Source organism: uncultured Methanobrevibacter sp., assembly GCF_900314615.1.
GTDB lineage: Archaea > Methanobacteriota > Methanobacteria > Methanobacteriales > Methanobacteriaceae > Methanocatella.
Genome location: NZ_OMWA01000006.1, coordinates 40,143 through 59,755, shown reverse-complemented (window position 1 = coordinate 59,755; position 19,613 = coordinate 40,143). Strand labels below are relative to the sequence as shown.

Below are 19,613 nucleotides of genomic sequence, written 5' to 3'. Positions count from 1 at the left end.
TAATTATGCATTTTAAAAAAATTGATGAATTTGAAAATCTTGAAATGGCTTATGTCTGTAATTTTTCAGGAGGTTATGTTTCAAGAAACCGACAGATCTTTGAACACATCGAGCTAAACAAATTTAATCAATTTATTTTAGAAAAATCTGTTTTTGGAACACCAATTTTTAAAATGGGCGATGGCAAATCCAAATTATTAATCTTATCAGGTATTCATGGCAATGAACTGCCTCCTCAGTGTGCAAACTTAAGGTTAATGAATGAAATGCTTGGTAAAGACTTATCTCATACTATTTATTTTATTCCGTTTGCAGCTCCTAATGCAACCATGAACAATGAGCGAACTTTCAATTCAATGGATTTGAACAGGTCTGCCCATATGAAAAATTCTGTCAGCAATCTGATAGTTAAAGCTGTTGCCTGTTTGGAAATTGATTTTGTTGGTGATTTTCATTCAACTTCATTTAATGCGAATCCCGGATTTGAATCTATTTTTTCATCAAAATCTCCATCTCCTGAAAGCTTTTTAATAGCAAATTATATTTCAAAAGATATGGGGTCTGAAATAATTTCATTTGACTTTGCGGGCTCTTCATATAAAGGTGCTGTTGAAGATGTCTGTAATTTACGTGGAACTCCTGCAATAACAGGGGAAGTGCTGTCACCATTCTGTAATGTGGCCTTTGGCAGTATTGATAAATCTCTGGCACAGATGAAAAGTTTTTTAACTTATTTTGGAGTTAAATTACCTTAATTTTTTCACACTATTACTTATCAAATGCTCTCGGATAAATTACTTTTAATATATTTTTTATATGTACTAGTAAGGTGATGAGATGTCAACTTATAAAGGACATTCGATATTTGCATTGATTATTTCATTGATGTTTTTTCATAGTCCTCTGTTACTTGCTTTAAGTCTGATTGGTGCAAATGTCCCTGATTTTGACCATAAATTCAAAAAGGATAATGTTTATAAGTTGATTATTTTGGGATTAGTAGTGTTTATATCACTATACATCCTTAAATTACCTTATTTGATTGGTTTAATCATTGTGTTTCTGGGAGCATGCTTTTACTTTTCAGAACACAGGAGCTTCACTCACTCCATTTTTGGTGCAATTATATTGACCTCCGCTATTAGTCTAATACTAATTTGGGCATTTCAGCTGGTTACAAACCTCACTGATTTGCAAAATTATTATTTGCTAATGGCAATTCTAATTGCACTTTTAAGCTTTTTATTTTTAAACAAAAAGGTGCTGATGATATTTTTACCGGTGTTTTTTGTTAGTTTATTCATTTTCAACACTGGTGAGGTTAACTATATTGAAATCATAGTGGCAATATTTTTGGGACTGTTTTCACATATCGTACTGGACTCATTTACTCCGGCAGGAATAAAAATATTTGCGCCATTATCTTCAAAAAAAGTCCGCAGTAATTTCGGTTGGGCTTCAATATTTATTTTAATAGTTTTGGCTTTGATATATCATGCTCCTGTATTGTATAATCTTTTTGAGCAGTATCTTTTTTTAAAACTGTAATCGTACCAGTTTGAATATTATGCACTCTTTCAAAAATTTTGTTGATTTGAAATTTTTTCATTAAAATTTTTTCATTCTGTTTAAAAATAATTAACTTATTTTAATTCTTAATAAAATATATTATTAGAGTAATTATGAATAGGGCAATAAAATCAAAAATTATCATGTTTGTCTCAATGATGTTGTTCATGATTGTTTATATGGTGCTGTTTGGAAGTCAAAATGCAGTAATCGGTATGATGGTAGTCATGGCGGCGTTCATGAATCTGGGTAATGATTTGTCATTTAAAGCAAAATCTTCTTTTATTAAAATACTGTTATTGCTCTTGGTGTTAGGCATTACATCGTTTTTGAATAATCCTTTGACTATCTTTGGATGCATATTGACCTTTGTTGTTGTCTTTGCAACTACTTTCACGTCCTATAATCTTTTTGGTACCCATGTTTATTTGCCGTACCTGATGATATATTTTATGATGGTTGGAATTCCGGTTTCTGTTGAAATGCTGCCGATGAGGCTTTTGTCTCTTGTCTTCGGTGCGGTTTTTATCGTTGGATTGAATATGGCAATTAACAGGAAAAAGGATTATAAACTGTCAAAAGCAACTATTGACATGTTAATTTCTGAATTAGACAAAGCTATAGATTTGAAATTGGATGGAAAAGATGTTCTTTCGGATAATTTCCGTACAATCAACGGATTTTATTTGAGTATTTTCAACAGGTCCGAGTATAAATATTTCCCATCTGAAATTCACAAATCCGTTTTGAATGTTGTCAAATCATTTCAATACATTGGAAAGATTATATCTGAGCATGATTTGTCAAATAAGGAACTGCTTTACATAAGAAGTGTTTTGTCTCAAATCAAACAAATTGATTTGGAGGACATATTTGACGGCATTGAAATAGAATCAAAAGTAATGTATCTTGTTTTATTGAATTTGGAGATAATTTCAAATGAAATCAGAAAAGATTTAACCGATGAAATAATGCTTCCGGATAAAAACACATTAAAAACCCAGTTCAAATCATTAATCAGACAGTATTTCAGCTTCAGATCAGCCAAGTTTACTTTTGCATTTAAAATGGCCTTTTTAATGTTTGTCTGGCAGCTACTGACGCTGATGTTTAATTTGCCATTTACAAAATGGCTATATTTCGCTACAATCTCGTTAATGTTGCCTTATATTAATGATGTTGCATATTCTGCAAAGTCACGGCTTCAGGGAACATTTATTGGAGTTTTAATTTTTGCGGCAATTCTCATAATTGTCCCTTATCTCAACGTTTCATTTAACGTAATTTCTGTTGCAGTAATGGTTGTCTGCATGTTTATAATGGTCCTTAAATTGGAGGATAAACTGATTTTGACAATTGTCACTACTGTGATATCAGTCATGACTGCACTGATGTATATTCCACCACCTGAAGCAATGGAATTGAAGATATTGTGGGTAACTGTTGCAGTTGTAGTTGTCACATTATTCAATTACAAATTCCTGCCTTATTCTGTTGAAATAGAAACAAAGAACAATTTGAAAACATCTTATATGCTAAATCAACAGTCAATCGATTTGGTTAAACAGAAATGCATGGCAACGGGGCCTGATAAAAAAACAACATTATTGGTTTTAAGCAATGTTGTACGGGAAAACATTGAAATAACTGAGGAAAACCGAGAATTATATAATCTGCAGATAAAAATTACTGATATTTGCAATTTTATTTTGAATTATCTGGATTTGATTCCAATATCTGATGATTTGGCTAAAAATTTGGTTGAAATAATTGATGATAATGCATTGGCAGATGTAAATTTAAATATCAAAGATAAAATATTGGCATATTCAATGGAACATGTCATGAGTCTGTTTAAAGATGAACAGATGATTATCGAAGGATTTGATTAATAATTCTATTTCGAATGATTAACGTCTGCTTTTGAATTAAAATTACTTTAGAAATTTGATGTGAATCTGAAGAGTGCATGTTTTCGAAAATCAACAAAGTTTTTGAAAGAGCTATGTCATTGATATTTAAATGATTAAAAAGATATATATGGTCTGATAGTATGGTTGAAATTTCAGTAATATTGCCGGTCTACAACAGTGAAAGTTATTTAAGGGAATGTTTGGACAGCCTGACAAATCAAACATTTAAAGACATTGAAATATTATGCATTAACGATGGATCTTCTGACAACTCTTTAAAAATACTTGAAGAATATGAAAAATCAGATGAGCGCATTACTGTCATAAATCAGGAAAACATGGGTGTTGCAAAAACCAGAAACAATGCCTTAAACATGGTTAATGGACGATATGTTTATTTCATGGATTCTGATGATTATCTTGATTCAAATGCATTTAAAAAACTGTACAATAATATCACTTCCAATGATTCTGAAATTTGCATCCTAAAAGCATTTTTTATAAAGAACGGTGAAAAATATAAATTTCCCGCATTTGATTTGGACAAGGAGTTCGGTGGGGTTAATTTCAACGATTTCACATTCAATTATAAAGATATTAAAAGTCATGTTCTAAATGATCTGTTTGCTCCATGGCTGAAACTTTACAGCTATGAATTCTTAAAAAGCAGTGACGATTTTACATTTCCGCAAATCAAATCATATTCTGATGCACCGTTTCATGTAAAAACTTTTCTTCAGGCTCAAAAAATTTCTTTTGTACCGGAATATCTCTATTTCTATCGTGAAAATGATGATTCACTGGTTCATTCTTCATCAAATACGATTAATTTTTTCACATTATCGGATATTATCGAGAATTATTTAAAGGACAATAATTATTTCGATGAATTTAGGAAAGAATTTGAAGCATTCCAAGCTGTTAAACTGGTTTATTATATGGGTTTTGCAGACTCTGACGAATACTACACTAAAGCGAAAAGTACTCTAAAAAGCATTGATTTTGAAAATAATTCATTGATTTTAACCAAGGATGCAGACAAGGCAAATCTGATAATTGATTCTGATACTTTAAAGGAAGCCAGTCTTGCAATTAAACTGTATGACTGCAATCGTAAAGTTAAAACTTTGGAAGAATCTAAAAGCTGGAAGATTACAAAACCTTTAAGAAAATTCACTTCTTCTCTAAAATAACTTGTTCTGACAAACAAAGAACAGTCCTGAATTTTTAACCCACAAACAGAATTTTGATACAATATACAATACTGGCAGTTCTATTAATGGTCCGATTACCAGTGCAATGGAAATCAGTTCATGGCCTGGGAAAGAGTTTATTGCAATCGCCAGCGCCAACGGTGAATTACGGGCCAGTGTTGTCATTGTAAGGCTTGCATATTTGGGGTATGTGAAATTAATTTTTTCAGATAAAAGCAGGTCAATTATCATATTAACTCCAAAGAAAATAATCAATGGAATAAATATTTTTACAACTGAGTTTAGATTTGAAAATAACAGCTCGCCCTGACTTGCGAATATGCAAAATACTGCAAGAGATAAAAACCAGATTTGAAGAGAGCTGAATAAACTGCTTGCTTTTTCATTTAAATTGTTATTCAATATAAATTTTGTAATTTGGGCTGCAATAAACGGTATTACAATAACAATTAATAGTGAATATGCAAGTTGTGTGTAATCTATTGTATTTCCGCTTGAGAAAAATATCACAAGGTAAATCGGAAGCAAAATGATTTGCAGCACTAAATTTATTGGCAGGATTGATAGACTTAGTTTAATATCTCCTTTTGCCATTTTGGTAAATACCAGATACCAGTCGGTACATGGGGTCAGTATTAACATGAAAAATCCGATAACAATATCAAGGTTGCCTTTTAGAAATAGTGATCCTAAAAAATATCCGAATAATGGTGTCCATATGAAATTGATTATCAGACTTGTTGATGTAAATTTGACATTTTTAAAACTGTCTTTCAGCTCACCTAACGGCACTTCCAAAAATAATCCGTAAAGCATTAGGCATAGGAATATGTTTATTAAATAATCTGTGTTTTGTGCTATTAAGTCAATATTTGAAAATAATAATCCGACTATTATTGCTGAAAAAATTATTATTGGTTCTAATTTTTCTATCAATTCCATATTCATCACATTTAGGTATGACTAAATTTATGGGTTGACATATATAAACTTTTTTTTTAAAAATTATTTTCTTTTAATTCTAAAATAACTGTCAGATTTTTCTTATTTTCTTAATTTAAATATCATTTGGGGTAGTTTATATTTTTTTAAATATTTATTCATATTATAACACTGTTTTTCTAGATTTTTTATAAAAATGCATACATTTATAATAAATAATCATGATAAATAATAATGTTGTTAGGTAATGTCATCTTTGACATTCTATTAATTTAATGAAATGGAGCTTGTTTAATGTTTTTGACTAGAATTGGGTACGGAATTGCATATTTCGTAGTTCTTATTTATGAAATAATTAAATCAACCATTAGTGTTTGTTTTAATTCAATTATGAGAAGAAATATTGACCCTATAGTTGTTGATATTGAAACAGTTTTAGAGAGGCCTGTTTCTCAAACAATTTTAGCAAATAGTATTTCTTTAACTCCTGGTACTTTGTCTGTTGATTTAGACAGTGAGAATAACATTATTAAAGTAGCTGCTATTTCTCCTAGAAAAAAAGAGGATATTATTCCGTTTGAACCTTATATCAAAAAAATGCTGGAATAGTATTCTTATAAAATTGTCGAGTGAGAAGTATGGATATATTGTTTATTTCAGAAATATTCGTGGTTATCGCATTAGCTATTGTAATGTTAGCCGCTTTAAGAGCAAGTGCATATAAATCCACCTCAATGGGGCTTTTAGGAAGCTCCGTAGTTGTTAATGCTTTTGCAGTAGCATTACTTATTGTTGGGGGTTTGTATAATCTTGAATTCTTTAGAGATATATCATTAGCTTTAATATTCTTTGGTTTTGTAGGCACTGTTGCATTTAGTATTGTTTTGGGAGGGGATGACGAATGATAGAATACATTCAATCTGCTCTTCTTATAATATCAGCAATTTTAATGATTATAACTGCAATCGGTGTTTTAAGTCTTGGAAAAGATACTAAAAATGTGGTTTACGCAAGAATCCATATATTTGGTGTCTTTGATATTGCTTGTATTATTGCTATGATTGCTATCGGTCAGTATTTACTTGCTGGAGTATACTTTATTCTAGCACCATTTGTGGCACATGCAATCGCTAACGCTTATTGGAAAAAAGAAGATAGAGAGAATAATTTAGATTTAGTAACTGTTGAAGAAGAAGTAGTTGAAGATGATAATCCTTTCATTCATCCTAAAGAAAAAATGCAAGCTTTAGAAAGTGAAAATTCAGAAAAACTTAAAGCTGATGAAAGGTTCTCAGTTACTATGTTGGAAATTGATGAGGGGGATTAAAATGATAGAATTTGTATTAATGATTATAATAATTATAAGTGCAATTCTTGCCCTTGTTCAAAAAGATTTACTGAAGGCTGCAATCTTGACAGGATTTTCCGGTGGTGCCATGGCGGTACTGTTCCAGATCTTACTTGCTCCTGATGTTGCATTAACACAGGCAATTGTAGGTGCAGCGATAATTCCTGTATTTATTGCTTTAGCCGTTAAAAAAACTCAAAGGGAGGATAGCTAATGGCACAAACTCAACTGGCGATATTATTGACATCCGCTGCATTGGTCATAATCGGTCTTTATTCAGCGATTTTCATTGATAATATCATCAAAAAAATAATTGGTATTAGTTTTATCGAAGAAGGTGCTAATCTGTTCATTGTTGCTATTGGTTATAAACCTGGCGGTGTCGTACCTATTTTAATGCCGGGAATGGATACTTCATGGTTTGCATCAAATGCGGCTTATCCTTTACCTTTCGGGTTAGTACTTACAAGTATAGTAATCGGTGCAAGTACTCTTGCAGTAATGCTTGCATTGGTAATGGTTTTATACAGAAGATATGGTACATTAAGTACTCGTGTCATGTTGGCAGACACATCTAAAAAGGAGGAATATGATGAATGAACTGATTCCACTTATGGTTATTGTTCCTCTTATGGCAGCATTAATTATCAGTGCCTTTTCAAAATTTAACAAAGCAACCAAGATCTTTGCTTTTGTTGTTGCAATATGTCTTCCTATAATTCCATTGGCTTCTAATTACGGTCTTCATTACTTTGGAGGTTATGAGCCGATACTGGATAATGTAACAAACGTAATGTATCATCCGGCAATTACCTATTCATTCACATTCCTGCAGCAGATATTTATAGGAATGCTCGGACTTCTAACATTCCTGGTAGTATTCATTTACTTAACCAAATATAAAGAAGTTTCAGGACCTTATCTGTTCCTGCTGTTCTTAGGTACTGCCGCTGTAACTGCAATGCTTTTAACAGACGATATATTCCACATGTTTGTATTCTTCGAAATTCTGGCTTTGGCACAAGTAGGTATTGTAGCGGCGTCATCAATTGATTACAGTTATGAAATGGCTTTAAAATATATGATTTTAGGGTCAATAGGATCACCGATAATGCTTTTAGGAATTGGATTCCTACTGGCAATGACAGGTAGTGTAAATGTAACTGATATAGCTGCAGCTGTTCATAATGGTTTAATAAGCTCAACTTCTCCAGTATTTTTATTATCACTCGCATTAATATTCTTTGGCTGGTTATACGCATCAGGTTTACCACCATTCCATACAATAAAATCTGGAATTTATTCAAAAGCAGAACCTCATGGAGCAGCTTTACTTCAGTCATTTACAGTAGTTTCAATGATTTCAATCGTATTAATCATGTTTAGAATTTATTCAACACTGCCTATATTTGAAGTTCTCATAGTCTTCTTCTCTATCTTGGCTATGATATTGGGTGTCTCTCTAGCTTTAACCCAAACAGACTTCAGAAGGATGATTGGATTTTTAGCTGTCGGTGAATTAGGATTTATAGGTTTAGGTATCGGGCTTGGAACACAATATGCAGTAACTGCAGGTCTTTTCCAGGCATTGAACGAAATCATGATTACTGCATTATTATTCATAGGTTTTGGTGCAATTGTCAATGCAACAAACGAAGTGGATACACGTAAACTTGGAGGACTTCTTGCAGCTCATCCAAAAGTAAGCATAATGCTTTTAATTGGTGGTTTGGCAATGGCCGGTGTTCCACCATTAAGCGGATTCCAATCCAAGTTAATGCTTGTTCAGGCATCTTTAAATTGCGGATTCCCTGAAATATCTATCTTGGCTATTATGGTCAGTATTGCTACATTTGTAGTATTTGTAAAAACATACTATACAATGTTTTTAAAACCAAAACCAAGAGATTTGGAATTAGAAGGAAGAGAAGTGCCAAGAACAATGATTTTTGCAATGTTCATATTATTAATAATCATTATCGCTTTAGGTGTCTTCCCAGATGTAGTAACAAATGGAATTTCTAACTTTGTAGGAGGAATATTATGAAACTTTATGATCAAATATTCAATGTTGTAAAACAATTCAGAAAATTGTTTTCACCGGGTCCTGTAACAAATGCTGATGTTTCAGGAAGTATTACAGCAGAAATATTTTTAATTGTTTCATTAGTGATGGCTGCAATATTGTTAAGGCATGTTAATGTGTTGCTTGCAGGTTTAGTAACATTAATTTTGGCTATCGTGTTAATTTCTAATATTCCGCTTATTCCTAAGTTTAAAATAGAACAAGAGGATTCTTTAGAGAAAATGTTGTTTTATGCAGTGGTAACACTTGCAATCATCGTTACATTCTTATACTGGGGTGGTAATTTTGTCTAAAACTACAGTTCGTAATTTAATCGCAGCAGTTTTAACAGCAATATTCTCAGTTACTTTACTTGATGCTATATTTCATTTAAGCAGCATGATTCAACCTGGTGTAAGTAACATCTACAACGCTTTAGGAACTCAAATAGCTCCAAACTTGGTAACTGTAGTTATTTTTGATTTCAGAGCATACGATACATTAGGAGAATCAATCATATTATTAACTGCTGGATTAGTTGTTTTACTTATATTCGGTAGAGGATTACTGGGGGATAAACAATGAGTCAGGGTAGTATGATTTTAAAACTTATATCTTTACCAATTTCAATTATTTTAATTTGTTTGGGTATAATGACTATCCTTGGAGGTCATATCACTCCTGGAGGAGGTTTCCAAGGTGGTGCAATGATTGCCAGTGGAATTATATTGTCCATTCTTGTTTATGGCTTAGGTAACTCTCCATTGGAATTATCTCACACTTATATTGAAGTACTGGAATCTGTAGGTGCATTAGGATTTGTAATCTTCGGATTAATCGGTTTGTTTGTCGGAGGATTTTTCCTCTATAATGTGGGAACTGACTTGTTCAATATAGTTCCTTCAGCAATTCAGAATGTCTTCCATTATCCGGATGTTACAAATGCAGGAATTATTCCATATCTTAATGTATTTGTAGGTTTAAAAGTATTTGTTGGCCTATCCTCAATTGTAATTGCATTTGCAGGATTTAAGAAATTAGTTGAGGAGGGTGAATAATGTTATCTATCGGACCAATTGTCATAGGTTTGATTTTGGGTTTGGTTATCGGCTCTCAGATTAAAACCGGAAACTCAGATGCAAAATTCACTCTTGGATCATTTGTAGTAATTTTAATAGCAGGAATTATAGTAGCATGGCAATCAGGCAATTATCCATTTTACACAGACTTGCCTATGTCTACTGCATTTTTATCTGCATTAATAGGAATTTTTGTAGGCAAACTACTATTTGCAAGGAGTAAATAAGGGGTTTTATCATGTTTTTATCAACTAATAATTGTGAAAATGAAGAGTGTATTAAATCATGCCCTACAAAATCTATCAGATTAGTTAATGGAAAAGCATTTAGCTGTCTTACATGTGGAATATGTTGTAAAAACTGTCCTAACGGAGCAATATTCCAGAATAGTTATGGAGGATATGTTGTAGACAGAGCTAAATGTAACGGTTGTGGAATGTGTATGTACAACTGCCCAACAGACAATATCACAATAGAAGAAGGTGTTGTTTATGGAATCTGTTCACGTTGCGGAGTTTGTGCTGAAAAATATCCTGATTACCGTGTAGATGGTTTTGATCTTGAAAGAGACAAACAGATTACTTTAATTAAATCAATGAATGTATTGAATCCTCCTCTAAAAGGTGTTCCTCACAAACCTGAGAATTTAATAACCGAGGTTTCAAGAAGCTATTTCGGAACAGACACCGATAAATGTATTCTTTGCGGAAGATGCGAAGAATACTGTCCTACTGGAGCGATTCACGTTAAAGTCGACCGTGATGAAGGAATATGCCGTGAATGCAGGTTATGTAGTGATGTTTGTCCAAATGAATCAATGAATAAACATCAGATGGTAAACAAATCTACATGTACACTTTGTCTAAACTGTATGAAAGCCTGTCCTCACAATGCGATTTCAGTGGATAACTTCGAGATTATTGTAAATAAAATCAATCAGAAGGCATCCGGAAAAATCATATCCTGTCTAAACTGCGGATTATGTGCAGATTTATGTGAAAACGAATCTCTTAAAAACGTTGACGGCAAACTAAGATATGATCCGACATCAGATACAGAAAATGTATCTCATGCCATTGCAATCGCTTCATGTCCTGTTCGCACATTGACTGAAGACGATGAAATGTTTATTTATGATGAATTTGATGATGTGGAATTGCCTGCATTGTCAGGATTCTGTGTAAGTTGCGGTAAATGTGTGCAGGTCTGTGATGATGCACAGGCTCGCCAGTACATGACTCATACATGGGACGGTAAAGTCACTGATGATTGTATTTCCTGCGGAATATGTGTGGAAGTATGTCAGGAAGATGCAATTACTCTGCACAGGGGCACAATATCTGTCAAACTGGATAAATGTATATTGTGTGAAAATTGTGCGGTTCACTGTCCGGTTGATGCAATTCCAAAATCTACAATGTATAAAAATGAAATTACCGATGGATTTAACTTCATCGAACAGAAATTATGTATGCATTGTGGAGTTTGTCACGGAATCTGTTCATATGATGCAATCGATGAGATTGATGGTAATTACGTAGTTAATGAAGAAAAATGTACCTATTGCGGAGCCTGTAAGAATGCATGCCCTGCAAAAGCATTTTTATTCGAAAGAAATTTTAAAGATTCAATAGAGGGTATTTAAATGAGTATACTAAGAATAGCTTTAGAAGGAGCATTTACTAACTTTAAAAGAATCTTTTTTGCAGCTGATAGAGTCACAGACATGGAACTGAAAAGGCAAATCTCAACACTTTCTGTAGAAGTGGATGACAGGGTTGATGATAAGGCCTGCATAGGATGTGCAGGTTGTGCCAATGTCTGTCCGACAGGTGCAGTGGAGATGAAAAAATTAGCAAGTCCAGTAAAGATAACTGACGGATGGACTAAAACAGAAGTACCTGAAATTAATCTTGAAAAATGTGTTGTCTGTTACTATTGTCATGATTTCTGTCCTGTATATTCCCTTTATGGTGAAAAAGGAACAATACACCCAAGCTGTGTTGGGGACCAGGAAGTTGACGTTTCAGATTTAATAGATCAGCCGTTTAAAATTTCAGATGATAAACTTAAGTTTATTGCACAATATTTATCTGACAATACAGTATTGAAAAATAGAGAGGAAGGTGATTAGATGGGTCTTAAATCATTTTCAAGAGCACGAGCAATACATGTCATGCTGGTTTACACTGGCGGATGTAACGGATGCGATATTGAAATTGTAAACTCAATATTATCACCTAGATTCGATGCTGAGCAATATAATGTGTTTTTAACATGGAATCCTCGTGAAGCCGATGTATTGGTTGTCACAGGACCGGTTACTCACTTGAATAGAAAACCTTTAGAAGAAATATATGAAGCTATTCCTAATCCTAAATTAGTTGTAGCTGCAGGAAGTTGTGCTTTAATGGGTGGAGTATACAAAAACTGTTATGGAGATATTCCGTCTGAAGAAATTGAAGGACCAGTCGAAAATATTATACCAGTAGCTGCGAAAGTTCCTGGTTGTGCTGTAAGGCCACAAGATGTTTTAGCAGGAGTAGTTTCCCTGTTACCTACATTATTGGATGCGGATTAAAGAGGGGATTAAATGGATGAAAAAGTACCAAGAAGTAATATTATTGAAACTGAAATTCCAATGGGTACAGTTCACCCTGCTGCATTGGAACCATATAGGGTAAGATTTTTCGTTGAAGATGAAATAGTTCAGGAAGCGGAAATCACTATTGGTGTAAATCATAGGGGAATTGAAAGAATTATGGAAGGTCTTCCTGTTGAAAAAGCAAATGCCCTTACTGAAAAAATTTGCGGAATCTGTTCTAATGCACATATATGGAACTCCTGCAGAACTGCTGAAATAGGTTTAGGTATTGAAATTCCAGAGAGAGCTAAATATATTCGAGTAATTATGAGTGAACTTGAACGTTTACATTCACACTTCTTGTATTTAGCACACGGTTGTGAGGTACTGTCTCATGAAACATTTTCCATGAGAGTATTCTATTTAAGGGAAATCGTAATGGAACTTCTTGCAATGATTGGAGGTAACAGAGTTCAATACGGATGTTCTGTACTGGGTGGAGTAAGACCAAGATGTGATCTGGATGAAGCTAAATTATTAAGACTCAAAAACGATATGGATGCACTTGAAGAAGGTCTTACAGGATTTGTTGAAAGATTTATGGCAGATTCAATACTGCTTTCCAGGGTTACCGGTATCGGTGTACTTCCACAAAAACAGGCTATTGAACTGGCTGTAACCGGACCGACATTAAGAGCAACAGGTGTTGCAAGAGATTTAAGAACAACAATGTTCGAATATGATGATTTTGATTTTAATGTAATAACCCAACCTGACGGGGATGTAAAATCAAACTTAATTATGAGGGCATTGGAATCATTTGAAGCAATTAATATTATCCGTCAGGCAATTGCCAATATTCCTGAAGGTAAAGTAGTCAACAGGGATTGGGAAATGTTTGACACTGATATTATTGAAAGTTATATTGAAGTTCCAAGAGGAACTTTATACCATTCCTATGCGCTTGAAAGCGGAAGAGTAAGGCACAGTATTATTAGAACTCCATCAATGGCAAATATTGGTGCAATGCAGTATGCATGTATTGGAGACCAAATTACTGATGCTCAATTATGTATTGTACAATGTGACCCTTGTTTTACATGTACAGACAGAGCAATAGAAATCATCAGGAGGTAGAAAATGTTTGGAAATGCATTAATCGATTCAGTTATCGCAGTAGTTCTCACTGTTCTTGTTTGTTTTGTAATTTCAACATTACTTCCGGGAATTGAACGTAAATATATTCATGCAAGAATTCAGCAAAGAATCGGACCGTATGTAACTGCTCCGGGAATAATGGCACCAATCAAATTCATGTTTAAAGAAAATGTAGAGGTTTCCTCTCCGGTTCCTGGACTTTATAAAGCGTTGCCGATAATATGTTTTATAGTGGTTTTATGTATTCTTATTGCATTAACACCTCAGGCATATAAAATCCCTGCTCTTGCAAGCTTGGTTGCTATTGTTGGATTTTTAAAAGTTGAAGAAATATGTTATGTGCTTATGGGTGCATTATCAAAATCAGTCATGTCTGTTAATATGCCTTTCCCTGACCAGATTAAAGGTGCAGTTCACAATAATGCAAACAGGTCATTTATCGAAGATATCAGTGCAAGAAGGTCTTTAAGAATGATTACTTACGGATCTTTCCCGTTATACCTTGCATTGTTTGCACCGGTAACTGCTTCAAGAAGCATATTTTTACCTGATATTGTAGCTTATCAGCACGCACATGGGCCATTCCTATTCACTGTGGCTGGTGGAATTGCAGCTATTGTATTTTTCATTGGTTACATGATTCTATTGAACGAATATCCATTTTCAATAATTAAAGCAAAATGTGATGTTATTGAAGGACCATATATGGAATATGCAGCTAAATACCGTGCGGTTGTATATTTAACCAGAGGATTTTTCATGTTTGTACTTGGTGCTGTATTTTCAGTACTGTTCATTGGAATACCTCCAAACATATTTTCATGGGGAATTTTGGTTAATATCGCAGTTGCATTGATATTCGTATTTATGATGGGAATATTTTCAGCATTCAGCCCTGTATTTACAAACAGGCAGTTGTTGCCAACAATACTTGGTACTACATTGCTTGGAATTTTATCTATTGTACTTGGATTATTATGAGGTGATTTATTTGAAATTTGTTATGAGACCATATCATATAGTAAGTCTTGCAGGATACATTGTAGAATGGGATTTTCCTTACAGGAATCTTATCATTGTAAATAAAACCTCTGAACCAATCAAAATAGAAATACCAGTTTTCCATGAAGAATGGATTGAAGAGCACAGGCAGTTAGGTCTTGATGTAATTCCTGTTTCAAAAAATGATAATTTTTTAAGTATGTGGAAAAGAGCTCATGCAGAACTTGATAAAGTAAGGCCAAAAAATGAATGATTATACTTTAACAATAAAAACTAATGAGAAAAAAGGTGTTTTAGATGATATTACTGATGTTATCACTAATCATGGTGCTAATATTAGTTATGTTCATCTTTTTGTTGAAAAAAACAATGTCGGTTCCATTAATCTGGAACTCGAACATGTTGAAGACATTGAATGTTTGCTTTCAGATTTAGAAAATATTTCTGAAGTAAAAACTGTAGAGTTGCACGGTTCTCAATTAGACATTTATGGAAAACGTATTATCATTGTTGGTGGCGGAGCACAGGTATCTCAGGTTGCAATGGGTGCAATCACTGAAGCTGACAGGCACAATATACGCGGAGAACGCATAAGTATAGATACAATTCCATTAGTTGGTGAAAAAAATATATCTGAAGCTGTTGAAGCTATTTCCAGATTGCCTCGTGTAAGTGCATTGGTACTTGCAGGTTCACTTATGGGTGGGGAGATTACCAAAGCAGTTAAAAATGTTAAAGAACAAAGTAATTTAACAGTGATATCCCTAAATATGCCTGGAAGTGTAACAGAATATGCTGATTTAATAATAACTGATCCTATTCAGGCAGGTGTTTTGGCAGTAATGTCTGTTGCTGACACTGCCGTTTTTGATATTAAAAGATTAGGTGACAATATCAAATTTTAACTTCATGTTTATGGACATATAGGGGAGTTATTTATTTAACTCCTTTAAAAGCGAATAAGGATTAATATCCTTATTTGCTTTGATTAATTCTTTTTTTAATCTTTTATGCAGATGTCATGATATTTGCATTTTTCACATTTTTTTACATTTTTTTCAACATTTGGAAGTTTTTTATTATCTGTTATCTCTTTAACTTCGCGCATAATATCAAACAGACTTTTTCTGAGATTGATATCCATTACAACAGGTCTTCTATCTCCAATTTTGTCATAATCAACAAAACCAACATAAACATCTGTTCCGAATTCTTCTTCAATGAGGATTGCACATGCAACAAGTTCAATAGCATCCTGGTCCCAAACACCTTTGACTGGGGGATTTGAGCTTTTAAGGATTACTGGATAGTAATTTCCGTCGATTATCTCTATTTTATCACACATACCTATTAATTCGACTTGGGGGTCTTTTAACAGGTAGGAATACATTGAGTTTGGAAAAAACATGTCGATAATTTCAAATGCATGTTTGTCAAAAATCATCATGGACTGTTTAATCTGAAGGGCCTTAATTTTAATGTTAAAGTAGGTATCATCAATAATTTGGCTGATTTGGGATGATTCAATTCCTAAATTCATGGATCTGATTGCGTCTGCAGTGCTTCTTATGTATGAATCAATATTGTCAGATAATATCTGTTCGATTTCAACTATGTGCATTTCTTTTTTGATTTTGCGCATGTTTTTGTGAATCAAATCCTGGATGTCAATTTTAAGCTTTTTTATCTCAATTGCAAGTTGGTAATCTTTGTTTTCGTTAATATCTACATGGTTCTGGATGTATAGTTTCATGGGACAGTACATGTGTGTTTTTATTGAAGATATATTCATCATAGTATAACCTCTTAAATTGCGTAATATTAGTTAGATTCTAATAATATATAAATTAAGAAGTTATAAATGGCTTAAATTGTTTTAAATAAAATAAAAAAAGGAAATAGCTAATATTTTAGCTATTTGAAGTTAATTTTCCACGTTGTAGTAATCTTTATTAATTGCAGGCAATTTTGTAAAGATAATTGGAACTACTATTAGCACTATTGTTAATATAATCATTACTGTTGTGCTTAATCCGTCTGCAGTTTTTGCGGTGGAATAAATTCCCTGAATCCATAATCCTAAAATACAGATAGGTAATATGTATTTGATTACAGTTTTCCAGGTTTTTCCTACTTTGATTGATGAATTGTTATTTAATGTTTCAATCAGGTCATCAAATTTGTAAATCCATCCGAAGATGATACATTCTAGAAGTACTGCAAACAGCAAAGCGAAGTTATTTAAGAATCCGTCAAATACTCCAAGGAGTGTACTTCCAATGCCTGTTGCAAAAATACATGATATTAAAAATCCAACGATACATACTACAGTTGCGGTCTTTTTACGTTCAATAAGGAATTTTTCAGAAATTGAATAACAAACTCCTTCAAGAAGTGCAATGACGGATGTAATTCCTGCAAAGAGAATGCACAGGAAGAATAACGGTGCAACAACATATGCTGCAGGACCCATTATATTAAATACTTGTGGGAAAACTACAAATGCAAGGCCAGTTCCTTCAGTTACTAGTTCATTGAATGGAATTCCGCTGGATAATGCCATAAATCCTAAAATTGAGAAAATTCCAATTGAATTGAAGACTTCAAAACCGGAATTTGAAAATGCAACTACAACTGCATTGTCCACTAATTTTGAACCTTCAGGCAGGTAGCTTGCATATGTCATAGCTATTGCCATACCTAAACTTAAGGAAAATACGATTTGTCCGAATGCCGCCAGCCATACGTCCAGATTTCCCAATGCACTCCAGTTAGGTGTAAAAATCTGAGTATATCCGATTGATGCACCAGGCAATGTCAGGGAAAATGCTACAATTCCTATTACAATTATACATAATAAAGGCAATAGGATTTGGCTGACTTTTCCAATTCCGTCATTTAAATTTCTTCTAAGGATTAAACATGCAGATAACCAGATTATGAATACTGAAACAAGCACGTTAGGAACAATTGTAAATATTCCTGAAACGGAATCTGTTGCATGTAATACGTTATTTGAGAAGTATAAATCTGGGTTTGCACCCCATGCTTTTGTAAAACTTAAAACTATATAAATTAAGTCCCATCCGACTACACAAACATAGTATGTTGTTATTAAAAATACGATTAATAAAATAAACCATGCTACGGGTTCTAATTTTTCTTTAATTGTGAATAATATTCTTGCAATTGACTTTTTGAATTTAAATCCTACTGCATATTCCACCAATACAAAGGAAATTCCTAGGAGAAACAGTGAAACAATGTAGGGAATCATGAATGATCCTCCACCATTGGAATATAAAACATTTGGGAAACGCCAGATATTTCCTAAACCAACAGCGGACCCGATCATTGCCATCATAAATGCAAAATTACTATTCCATTCTTGTTTTTCATGTCCACTCATTTTATCACATTCAATTAAATAGTATTATTTTTGTCATTGAAGTTTATATAGTATTTGTTTTATTTTTCATTAATTCCTGTTATTTTTTCTTAAAAATAGTTGAATAATCTTCATAATGGTTATTTTTTTAAATGAATAATATTCGTTTTGATAAAATTATGAAAAGTTAATAATTATGGTGTGGATTTTTATATTTTTGTTTAAAAAAGAAGGTGGTGGGATAGTTGGGTGTAATAATTTAAGTTTAAGCGGGACTTTCCTTAAGTTTCAGATATTCGTCAATAGCTTCACGGGTTGTTCCAACAACAAGTCTGTAATTTCTAAATTCGCCGTTTACAATGACTTTTTCCACTTTACCTTTAGCAATTACATGTTCGCCGTCAATAACTTCGCCTGCATATGTGTGTGTAAATGAAACGACTTCTGTAAACTCAACATCCGCACCTTCTAAAACTTCAACGTTTTCGATTGTGTAAAGTGAAGGATTGTCGAATGCACCAAGTGCGCTTACAATGTCACACTCGATTTTGGCTATTCCCTGTGGCTCGTAAACTGTATCTCCCCATGTTCCTTCAATTTCATCGTAGTCTTTGGTAGCAAGAATATCGAATAGTGTTCCGTTGATTGTTCCCCTGTTTGCTTTTCTGTTTTCATACCATCTGAATTCTTCTTTGGTTAGGCTTGAATCAAACATCCTTTTATCGTATACGAAATCCCAGTAATCATTGGTGATTCCTTCAACGGTTATGTGTTTGTCAACCTCTTCAATGTAAACTTCTTTTCCTCTGTGCTCTTTAAATGCAGCGATTGCCCTTCTGTGATTGTCCAGACCGTAAACTACAAAGTCTAAATCGGAAACGTCATCTTTTTGAAGGCCAGGCAATATTGAACCTGAAATTCCCAAGTGATCATATGGAATGTCTGCCATGAAATGGAAAAAGTCTGCAACATCCATCAGTTTTGAAATCAGTTCGGGATTTTTAACTTCTCCTCCACTTTCAAAAGTCTTTTTAAGACCTAATAATCTGTTTTCAGGTTTGATGATTCTTTCGACTTTATCAAGCGGGACGCCCATCATTTCCACATTTGTCACGTCTGAAAAATATAAATAATCAGGATAGTTTTCCCTTAAAAATGAGTATGCTTCTTCGGAACCTACTTTTCTATATCTTTTGCCGTCTTTTTCACGGTCTCCTTCAGGGTCCGGAATATATCTTAAAAATGAAATTACTCTGTTTTCCGGGTGAATGTAATTGGTTGATGCAAAATATAAATCATCAGTTGTGTAAATAAAATCTCTTGTACGTACTTGTTCCATATTAATAACTCC

General features: G+C 33.4%; 25 protein-coding genes. 21 read left to right on the top strand and 4 right to left on the bottom strand.

Annotation, left to right across the window (positions count from 1 at the left end; all coding sequences use genetic code 11):
- Positions 1-5 precede the first annotated feature (5 nt).
- The 4 genes from QZN33_RS02940 to QZN33_RS02925 all read left to right on the top strand — a co-directional run bounded on the left by QZN33_RS02940 (position 6) and on the right by QZN33_RS02925 (position 4,675).
- Positions 6-755, top strand: a complete 750-nt coding sequence (locus QZN33_RS02940; protein ID WP_296789433.1) for a succinylglutamate desuccinylase/aspartoacylase family protein — start codon at positions 6-8, stop codon at positions 753-755.
- Positions 756-837: 82 nt separating this feature from the next.
- Positions 838-1,548 (top strand): metal-dependent hydrolase, encoded by a 711-nt coding sequence (locus QZN33_RS02935; RefSeq protein ID WP_296789432.1) that lies wholly within the window; start codon positions 838-840, stop codon positions 1,546-1,548.
- Between the two features lie 134 nt (positions 1,549-1,682).
- A complete protein-coding gene (locus tag QZN33_RS02930; protein WP_296789431.1) occupies positions 1,683-3,461 on the top strand; it encodes an FUSC family protein in 1,779 nt (592 codons plus the stop codon).
- Between the two features lie 161 nt (positions 3,462-3,622).
- Positions 3,623-4,675: a glycosyltransferase family 2 protein gene (locus QZN33_RS02925; RefSeq protein ID WP_296789430.1), complete on the top strand. Its 1,053-nt coding sequence runs from the start codon at positions 3,623-3,625 to the stop codon at positions 4,673-4,675.
- On the opposite strand, the gene QZN33_RS02920 is transcribed toward QZN33_RS02925, so the two are convergent.
- On the bottom strand, positions 4,667-5,638 hold the full coding sequence (locus QZN33_RS02920) for an arsenic resistance protein (RefSeq protein ID WP_296789429.1): 972 nt from the start codon (positions 5,636-5,638) through the stop codon (positions 4,667-4,669). The two genes, QZN33_RS02925 and QZN33_RS02920, sit on opposite strands and share 9 nt — an antisense overlap.
- Before the next feature lie 294 nt (positions 5,639-5,932).
- Here QZN33_RS02920 and QZN33_RS02915 point away from each other — a divergent pair, with 294 nt between their 5' ends.
- From QZN33_RS02915 to QZN33_RS02835, 17 genes are read left to right on the top strand one after another with little or no spacing between them, the layout of a single operon-like run.
- Positions 5,933-6,247 carry a monovalent cation/H+ antiporter subunit E gene (locus QZN33_RS02915; protein ID WP_296789428.1) on the top strand — a complete coding sequence of 105 codons (315 nt, stop codon included), beginning with the start codon at positions 5,933-5,935 and terminating at the stop codon, positions 6,245-6,247.
- Between the two features lie 29 nt (positions 6,248-6,276).
- On the top strand, positions 6,277-6,543 hold the full coding sequence (locus QZN33_RS02910) for a hypothetical protein (protein WP_296789427.1): 267 nt from the start codon (positions 6,277-6,279) through the stop codon (positions 6,541-6,543).
- Positions 6,540-6,965: a cation:proton antiporter gene (locus QZN33_RS02905; RefSeq protein ID WP_296789426.1), complete on the top strand. Its 426-nt coding sequence runs from the start codon at positions 6,540-6,542 to the stop codon at positions 6,963-6,965. The genes QZN33_RS02910 and QZN33_RS02905 overlap by 4 nt, the downstream gene beginning before the upstream one ends.
- Position 6,966: 1 nt before the next feature.
- A complete protein-coding gene (locus QZN33_RS02900; RefSeq protein WP_296789425.1) occupies positions 6,967-7,200 on the top strand; it encodes a DUF4040 domain-containing protein in 234 nt (77 codons plus the stop codon).
- On the top strand, positions 7,200-7,586 hold the full coding sequence (locus QZN33_RS02895) for a cation:proton antiporter subunit C (protein WP_296789424.1): 387 nt from the start codon (positions 7,200-7,202) through the stop codon (positions 7,584-7,586). Before QZN33_RS02900 ends, QZN33_RS02895 begins: the two co-directional genes overlap by 1 nt.
- Positions 7,576-9,033 (top strand): energy conserving hydrogenase EhbF, encoded by a 1,458-nt coding sequence (gene ehbF / locus QZN33_RS02890; protein WP_296789423.1) that lies wholly within the window; start codon positions 7,576-7,578, stop codon positions 9,031-9,033. Before QZN33_RS02895 ends, ehbF begins: the two co-directional genes overlap by 11 nt.
- Positions 9,030-9,365 (top strand): hydrogenase, encoded by a 336-nt coding sequence (locus tag QZN33_RS02885; protein ID WP_296789422.1) that lies wholly within the window; start codon positions 9,030-9,032, stop codon positions 9,363-9,365. Before ehbF ends, QZN33_RS02885 begins: the two co-directional genes overlap by 4 nt.
- The gene (locus QZN33_RS02880; protein ID WP_296789421.1) at positions 9,358-9,636 is read left to right on the top strand and encodes a hydrogen gas-evolving membrane-bound hydrogenase subunit E; all 279 of its coding nucleotides are present in this window, start codon (positions 9,358-9,360) and stop codon (positions 9,634-9,636) included. The genes QZN33_RS02885 and QZN33_RS02880 overlap by 8 nt, the downstream gene beginning before the upstream one ends.
- Positions 9,633-10,109: an MnhB domain-containing protein gene (locus tag QZN33_RS02875; RefSeq protein ID WP_296789420.1), complete on the top strand. Its 477-nt coding sequence runs from the start codon at positions 9,633-9,635 to the stop codon at positions 10,107-10,109. The genes QZN33_RS02880 and QZN33_RS02875 overlap by 4 nt, the downstream gene beginning before the upstream one ends.
- Positions 10,109-10,357 carry an energy-converting hydrogenase B subunit J gene (locus QZN33_RS02870; protein ID WP_296789419.1) on the top strand — a complete coding sequence of 83 codons (249 nt, stop codon included), beginning with the start codon at positions 10,109-10,111 and terminating at the stop codon, positions 10,355-10,357. The genes QZN33_RS02875 and QZN33_RS02870 overlap by 1 nt, the downstream gene beginning before the upstream one ends.
- Before the next feature lie 11 nt (positions 10,358-10,368).
- Positions 10,369-11,775, top strand: a complete 1,407-nt coding sequence (locus QZN33_RS02865) for a 4Fe-4S binding protein (RefSeq protein WP_296789418.1) — start codon at positions 10,369-10,371, stop codon at positions 11,773-11,775.
- Positions 11,776-12,264: a 4Fe-4S binding protein gene (locus tag QZN33_RS02860; protein WP_296789417.1), complete on the top strand. Its 489-nt coding sequence runs from the start codon at positions 11,776-11,778 to the stop codon at positions 12,262-12,264.
- Positions 12,265-12,711: an NADH-quinone oxidoreductase subunit B family protein gene (locus QZN33_RS02855; RefSeq protein ID WP_292742856.1), complete on the top strand. Its 447-nt coding sequence runs from the start codon at positions 12,265-12,267 to the stop codon at positions 12,709-12,711. It begins immediately after the preceding gene.
- Positions 12,712-12,723: 12 nt separating this feature from the next.
- Positions 12,724-13,851: a nickel-dependent hydrogenase large subunit gene (locus QZN33_RS02850; RefSeq protein WP_296789416.1), complete on the top strand. Its 1,128-nt coding sequence runs from the start codon at positions 12,724-12,726 to the stop codon at positions 13,849-13,851.
- Positions 13,852-13,854: 3 nt separating this feature from the next.
- The gene (locus tag QZN33_RS02845) at positions 13,855-14,853 is read left to right on the top strand and encodes a respiratory chain complex I subunit 1 family protein (RefSeq protein ID WP_296789415.1); all 999 of its coding nucleotides are present in this window, start codon (positions 13,855-13,857) and stop codon (positions 14,851-14,853) included.
- A 10-nt stretch (positions 14,854-14,863) separates the two neighbouring features.
- Complete coding sequence (locus tag QZN33_RS02840; protein WP_296789414.1) at positions 14,864-15,127, top strand: energy-converting hydrogenase B subunit P; 264 nt, start codon at positions 14,864-14,866, stop codon at positions 15,125-15,127.
- Entirely contained in the window at positions 15,120-15,779 is a 660-nt protein-coding gene (locus QZN33_RS02835) for a DUF5612 domain-containing protein (RefSeq protein WP_296789413.1), read from the top strand. The genes QZN33_RS02840 and QZN33_RS02835 overlap by 8 nt, the downstream gene beginning before the upstream one ends.
- A 95-nt stretch (positions 15,780-15,874) precedes the next feature.
- On the opposite strand, the gene QZN33_RS02830 is transcribed toward QZN33_RS02835, so the two are convergent.
- The 3 genes from QZN33_RS02830 to QZN33_RS02820 form a co-directional block, all read right to left on the bottom strand.
- Positions 15,875-16,669 (bottom strand): Dna2/Cas4 domain-containing protein, encoded by a 795-nt coding sequence (locus QZN33_RS02830; RefSeq protein ID WP_296789412.1) that lies wholly within the window; start codon positions 16,667-16,669, stop codon positions 15,875-15,877.
- 129 nt (positions 16,670-16,798) lie between these two features.
- Positions 16,799-18,283, bottom strand: coding sequence for a sodium-dependent transporter (locus tag QZN33_RS02825; protein WP_296789411.1), 1,485 nt, complete (start codon positions 18,281-18,283; stop codon positions 16,799-16,801).
- Between the two features lie 244 nt (positions 18,284-18,527).
- The gene (locus QZN33_RS02820) at positions 18,528-19,601 is read right to left on the bottom strand and encodes a DNA polymerase subunit beta (RefSeq protein WP_296789410.1); all 1,074 of its coding nucleotides are present in this window, start codon (positions 19,599-19,601) and stop codon (positions 18,528-18,530) included.
- Between the last annotated feature and the right edge of the window lie 12 nt (positions 19,602-19,613).

What these genes read in the sequence shown, in the direction of transcription:
- QZN33_RS02835 (WP_296789413.1), top strand. Translation starts at nt 15,120, where the DNA reads ATGAATGATTATACTTTAACAATAAAAACTAATGAGAAAAAAGGTGTT.
- QZN33_RS02845 (WP_296789415.1), top strand. Translation starts at nt 13,855, where the DNA reads ATGTTTGGAAATGCATTAATCGATTCAGTTATCGCAGTAGTTCTCACT.
- QZN33_RS02930 (WP_296789431.1), top strand. Translation starts at nt 1,683, where the DNA reads ATGAATAGGGCAATAAAATCAAAAATTATCATGTTTGTCTCAATGATG.
- QZN33_RS02850 (WP_296789416.1), top strand. Translation starts at nt 12,724, where the DNA reads ATGGATGAAAAAGTACCAAGAAGTAATATTATTGAAACTGAAATTCCA.
- QZN33_RS02830 (WP_296789412.1), bottom strand. Translation starts at nt 16,669, where the DNA reads ATGATGAATATATCTTCAATAAAAACACACATGTACTGTCCCATGAAA.
- QZN33_RS02825 (WP_296789411.1), bottom strand. Translation starts at nt 18,283, where the DNA reads ATGAGTGGACATGAAAAACAAGAATGGAATAGTAATTTTGCATTTATG.
- QZN33_RS02820 (WP_296789410.1), bottom strand. Translation starts at nt 19,601, where the DNA reads ATGGAACAAGTACGTACAAGAGATTTTATTTACACAACTGATGATTTA.
- QZN33_RS02895 (WP_296789424.1), top strand. Translation starts at nt 7,200, where the DNA reads ATGGCACAAACTCAACTGGCGATATTATTGACATCCGCTGCATTGGTC.
- QZN33_RS02870 (WP_296789419.1), top strand. Translation starts at nt 10,109, where the DNA reads ATGTTATCTATCGGACCAATTGTCATAGGTTTGATTTTGGGTTTGGTT.
- QZN33_RS02865 (WP_296789418.1), top strand. Translation starts at nt 10,369, where the DNA reads ATGTTTTTATCAACTAATAATTGTGAAAATGAAGAGTGTATTAAATCA.
- QZN33_RS02910 (WP_296789427.1), top strand. Translation starts at nt 6,277, where the DNA reads ATGGATATATTGTTTATTTCAGAAATATTCGTGGTTATCGCATTAGCT.
- QZN33_RS02900 (WP_296789425.1), top strand. Translation starts at nt 6,967, where the DNA reads ATGATAGAATTTGTATTAATGATTATAATAATTATAAGTGCAATTCTT.
- QZN33_RS02855 (WP_292742856.1), top strand. Translation starts at nt 12,265, where the DNA reads ATGGGTCTTAAATCATTTTCAAGAGCACGAGCAATACATGTCATGCTG.
- QZN33_RS02875 (WP_296789420.1), top strand. Translation starts at nt 9,633, where the DNA reads ATGAGTCAGGGTAGTATGATTTTAAAACTTATATCTTTACCAATTTCA.
- QZN33_RS02860 (WP_296789417.1), top strand. Translation starts at nt 11,776, where the DNA reads ATGAGTATACTAAGAATAGCTTTAGAAGGAGCATTTACTAACTTTAAA.
- QZN33_RS02915 (WP_296789428.1), top strand. Translation starts at nt 5,933, where the DNA reads ATGTTTTTGACTAGAATTGGGTACGGAATTGCATATTTCGTAGTTCTT.
- QZN33_RS02925 (WP_296789430.1), top strand. Translation starts at nt 3,623, where the DNA reads ATGGTTGAAATTTCAGTAATATTGCCGGTCTACAACAGTGAAAGTTAT.
- QZN33_RS02885 (WP_296789422.1), top strand. Translation starts at nt 9,030, where the DNA reads ATGAAACTTTATGATCAAATATTCAATGTTGTAAAACAATTCAGAAAA.
- ehbF (WP_296789423.1), top strand. Translation starts at nt 7,576, where the DNA reads ATGATGAATGAACTGATTCCACTTATGGTTATTGTTCCTCTTATGGCA.
- QZN33_RS02940 (WP_296789433.1), top strand. Translation starts at nt 6, where the DNA reads ATGCATTTTAAAAAAATTGATGAATTTGAAAATCTTGAAATGGCTTAT.
- QZN33_RS02935 (WP_296789432.1), top strand. Translation starts at nt 838, where the DNA reads ATGTCAACTTATAAAGGACATTCGATATTTGCATTGATTATTTCATTG.
- QZN33_RS02920 (WP_296789429.1), bottom strand. Translation starts at nt 5,638, where the DNA reads ATGGAATTGATAGAAAAATTAGAACCAATAATAATTTTTTCAGCAATA.
- QZN33_RS02905 (WP_296789426.1), top strand. Translation starts at nt 6,540, where the DNA reads ATGATAGAATACATTCAATCTGCTCTTCTTATAATATCAGCAATTTTA.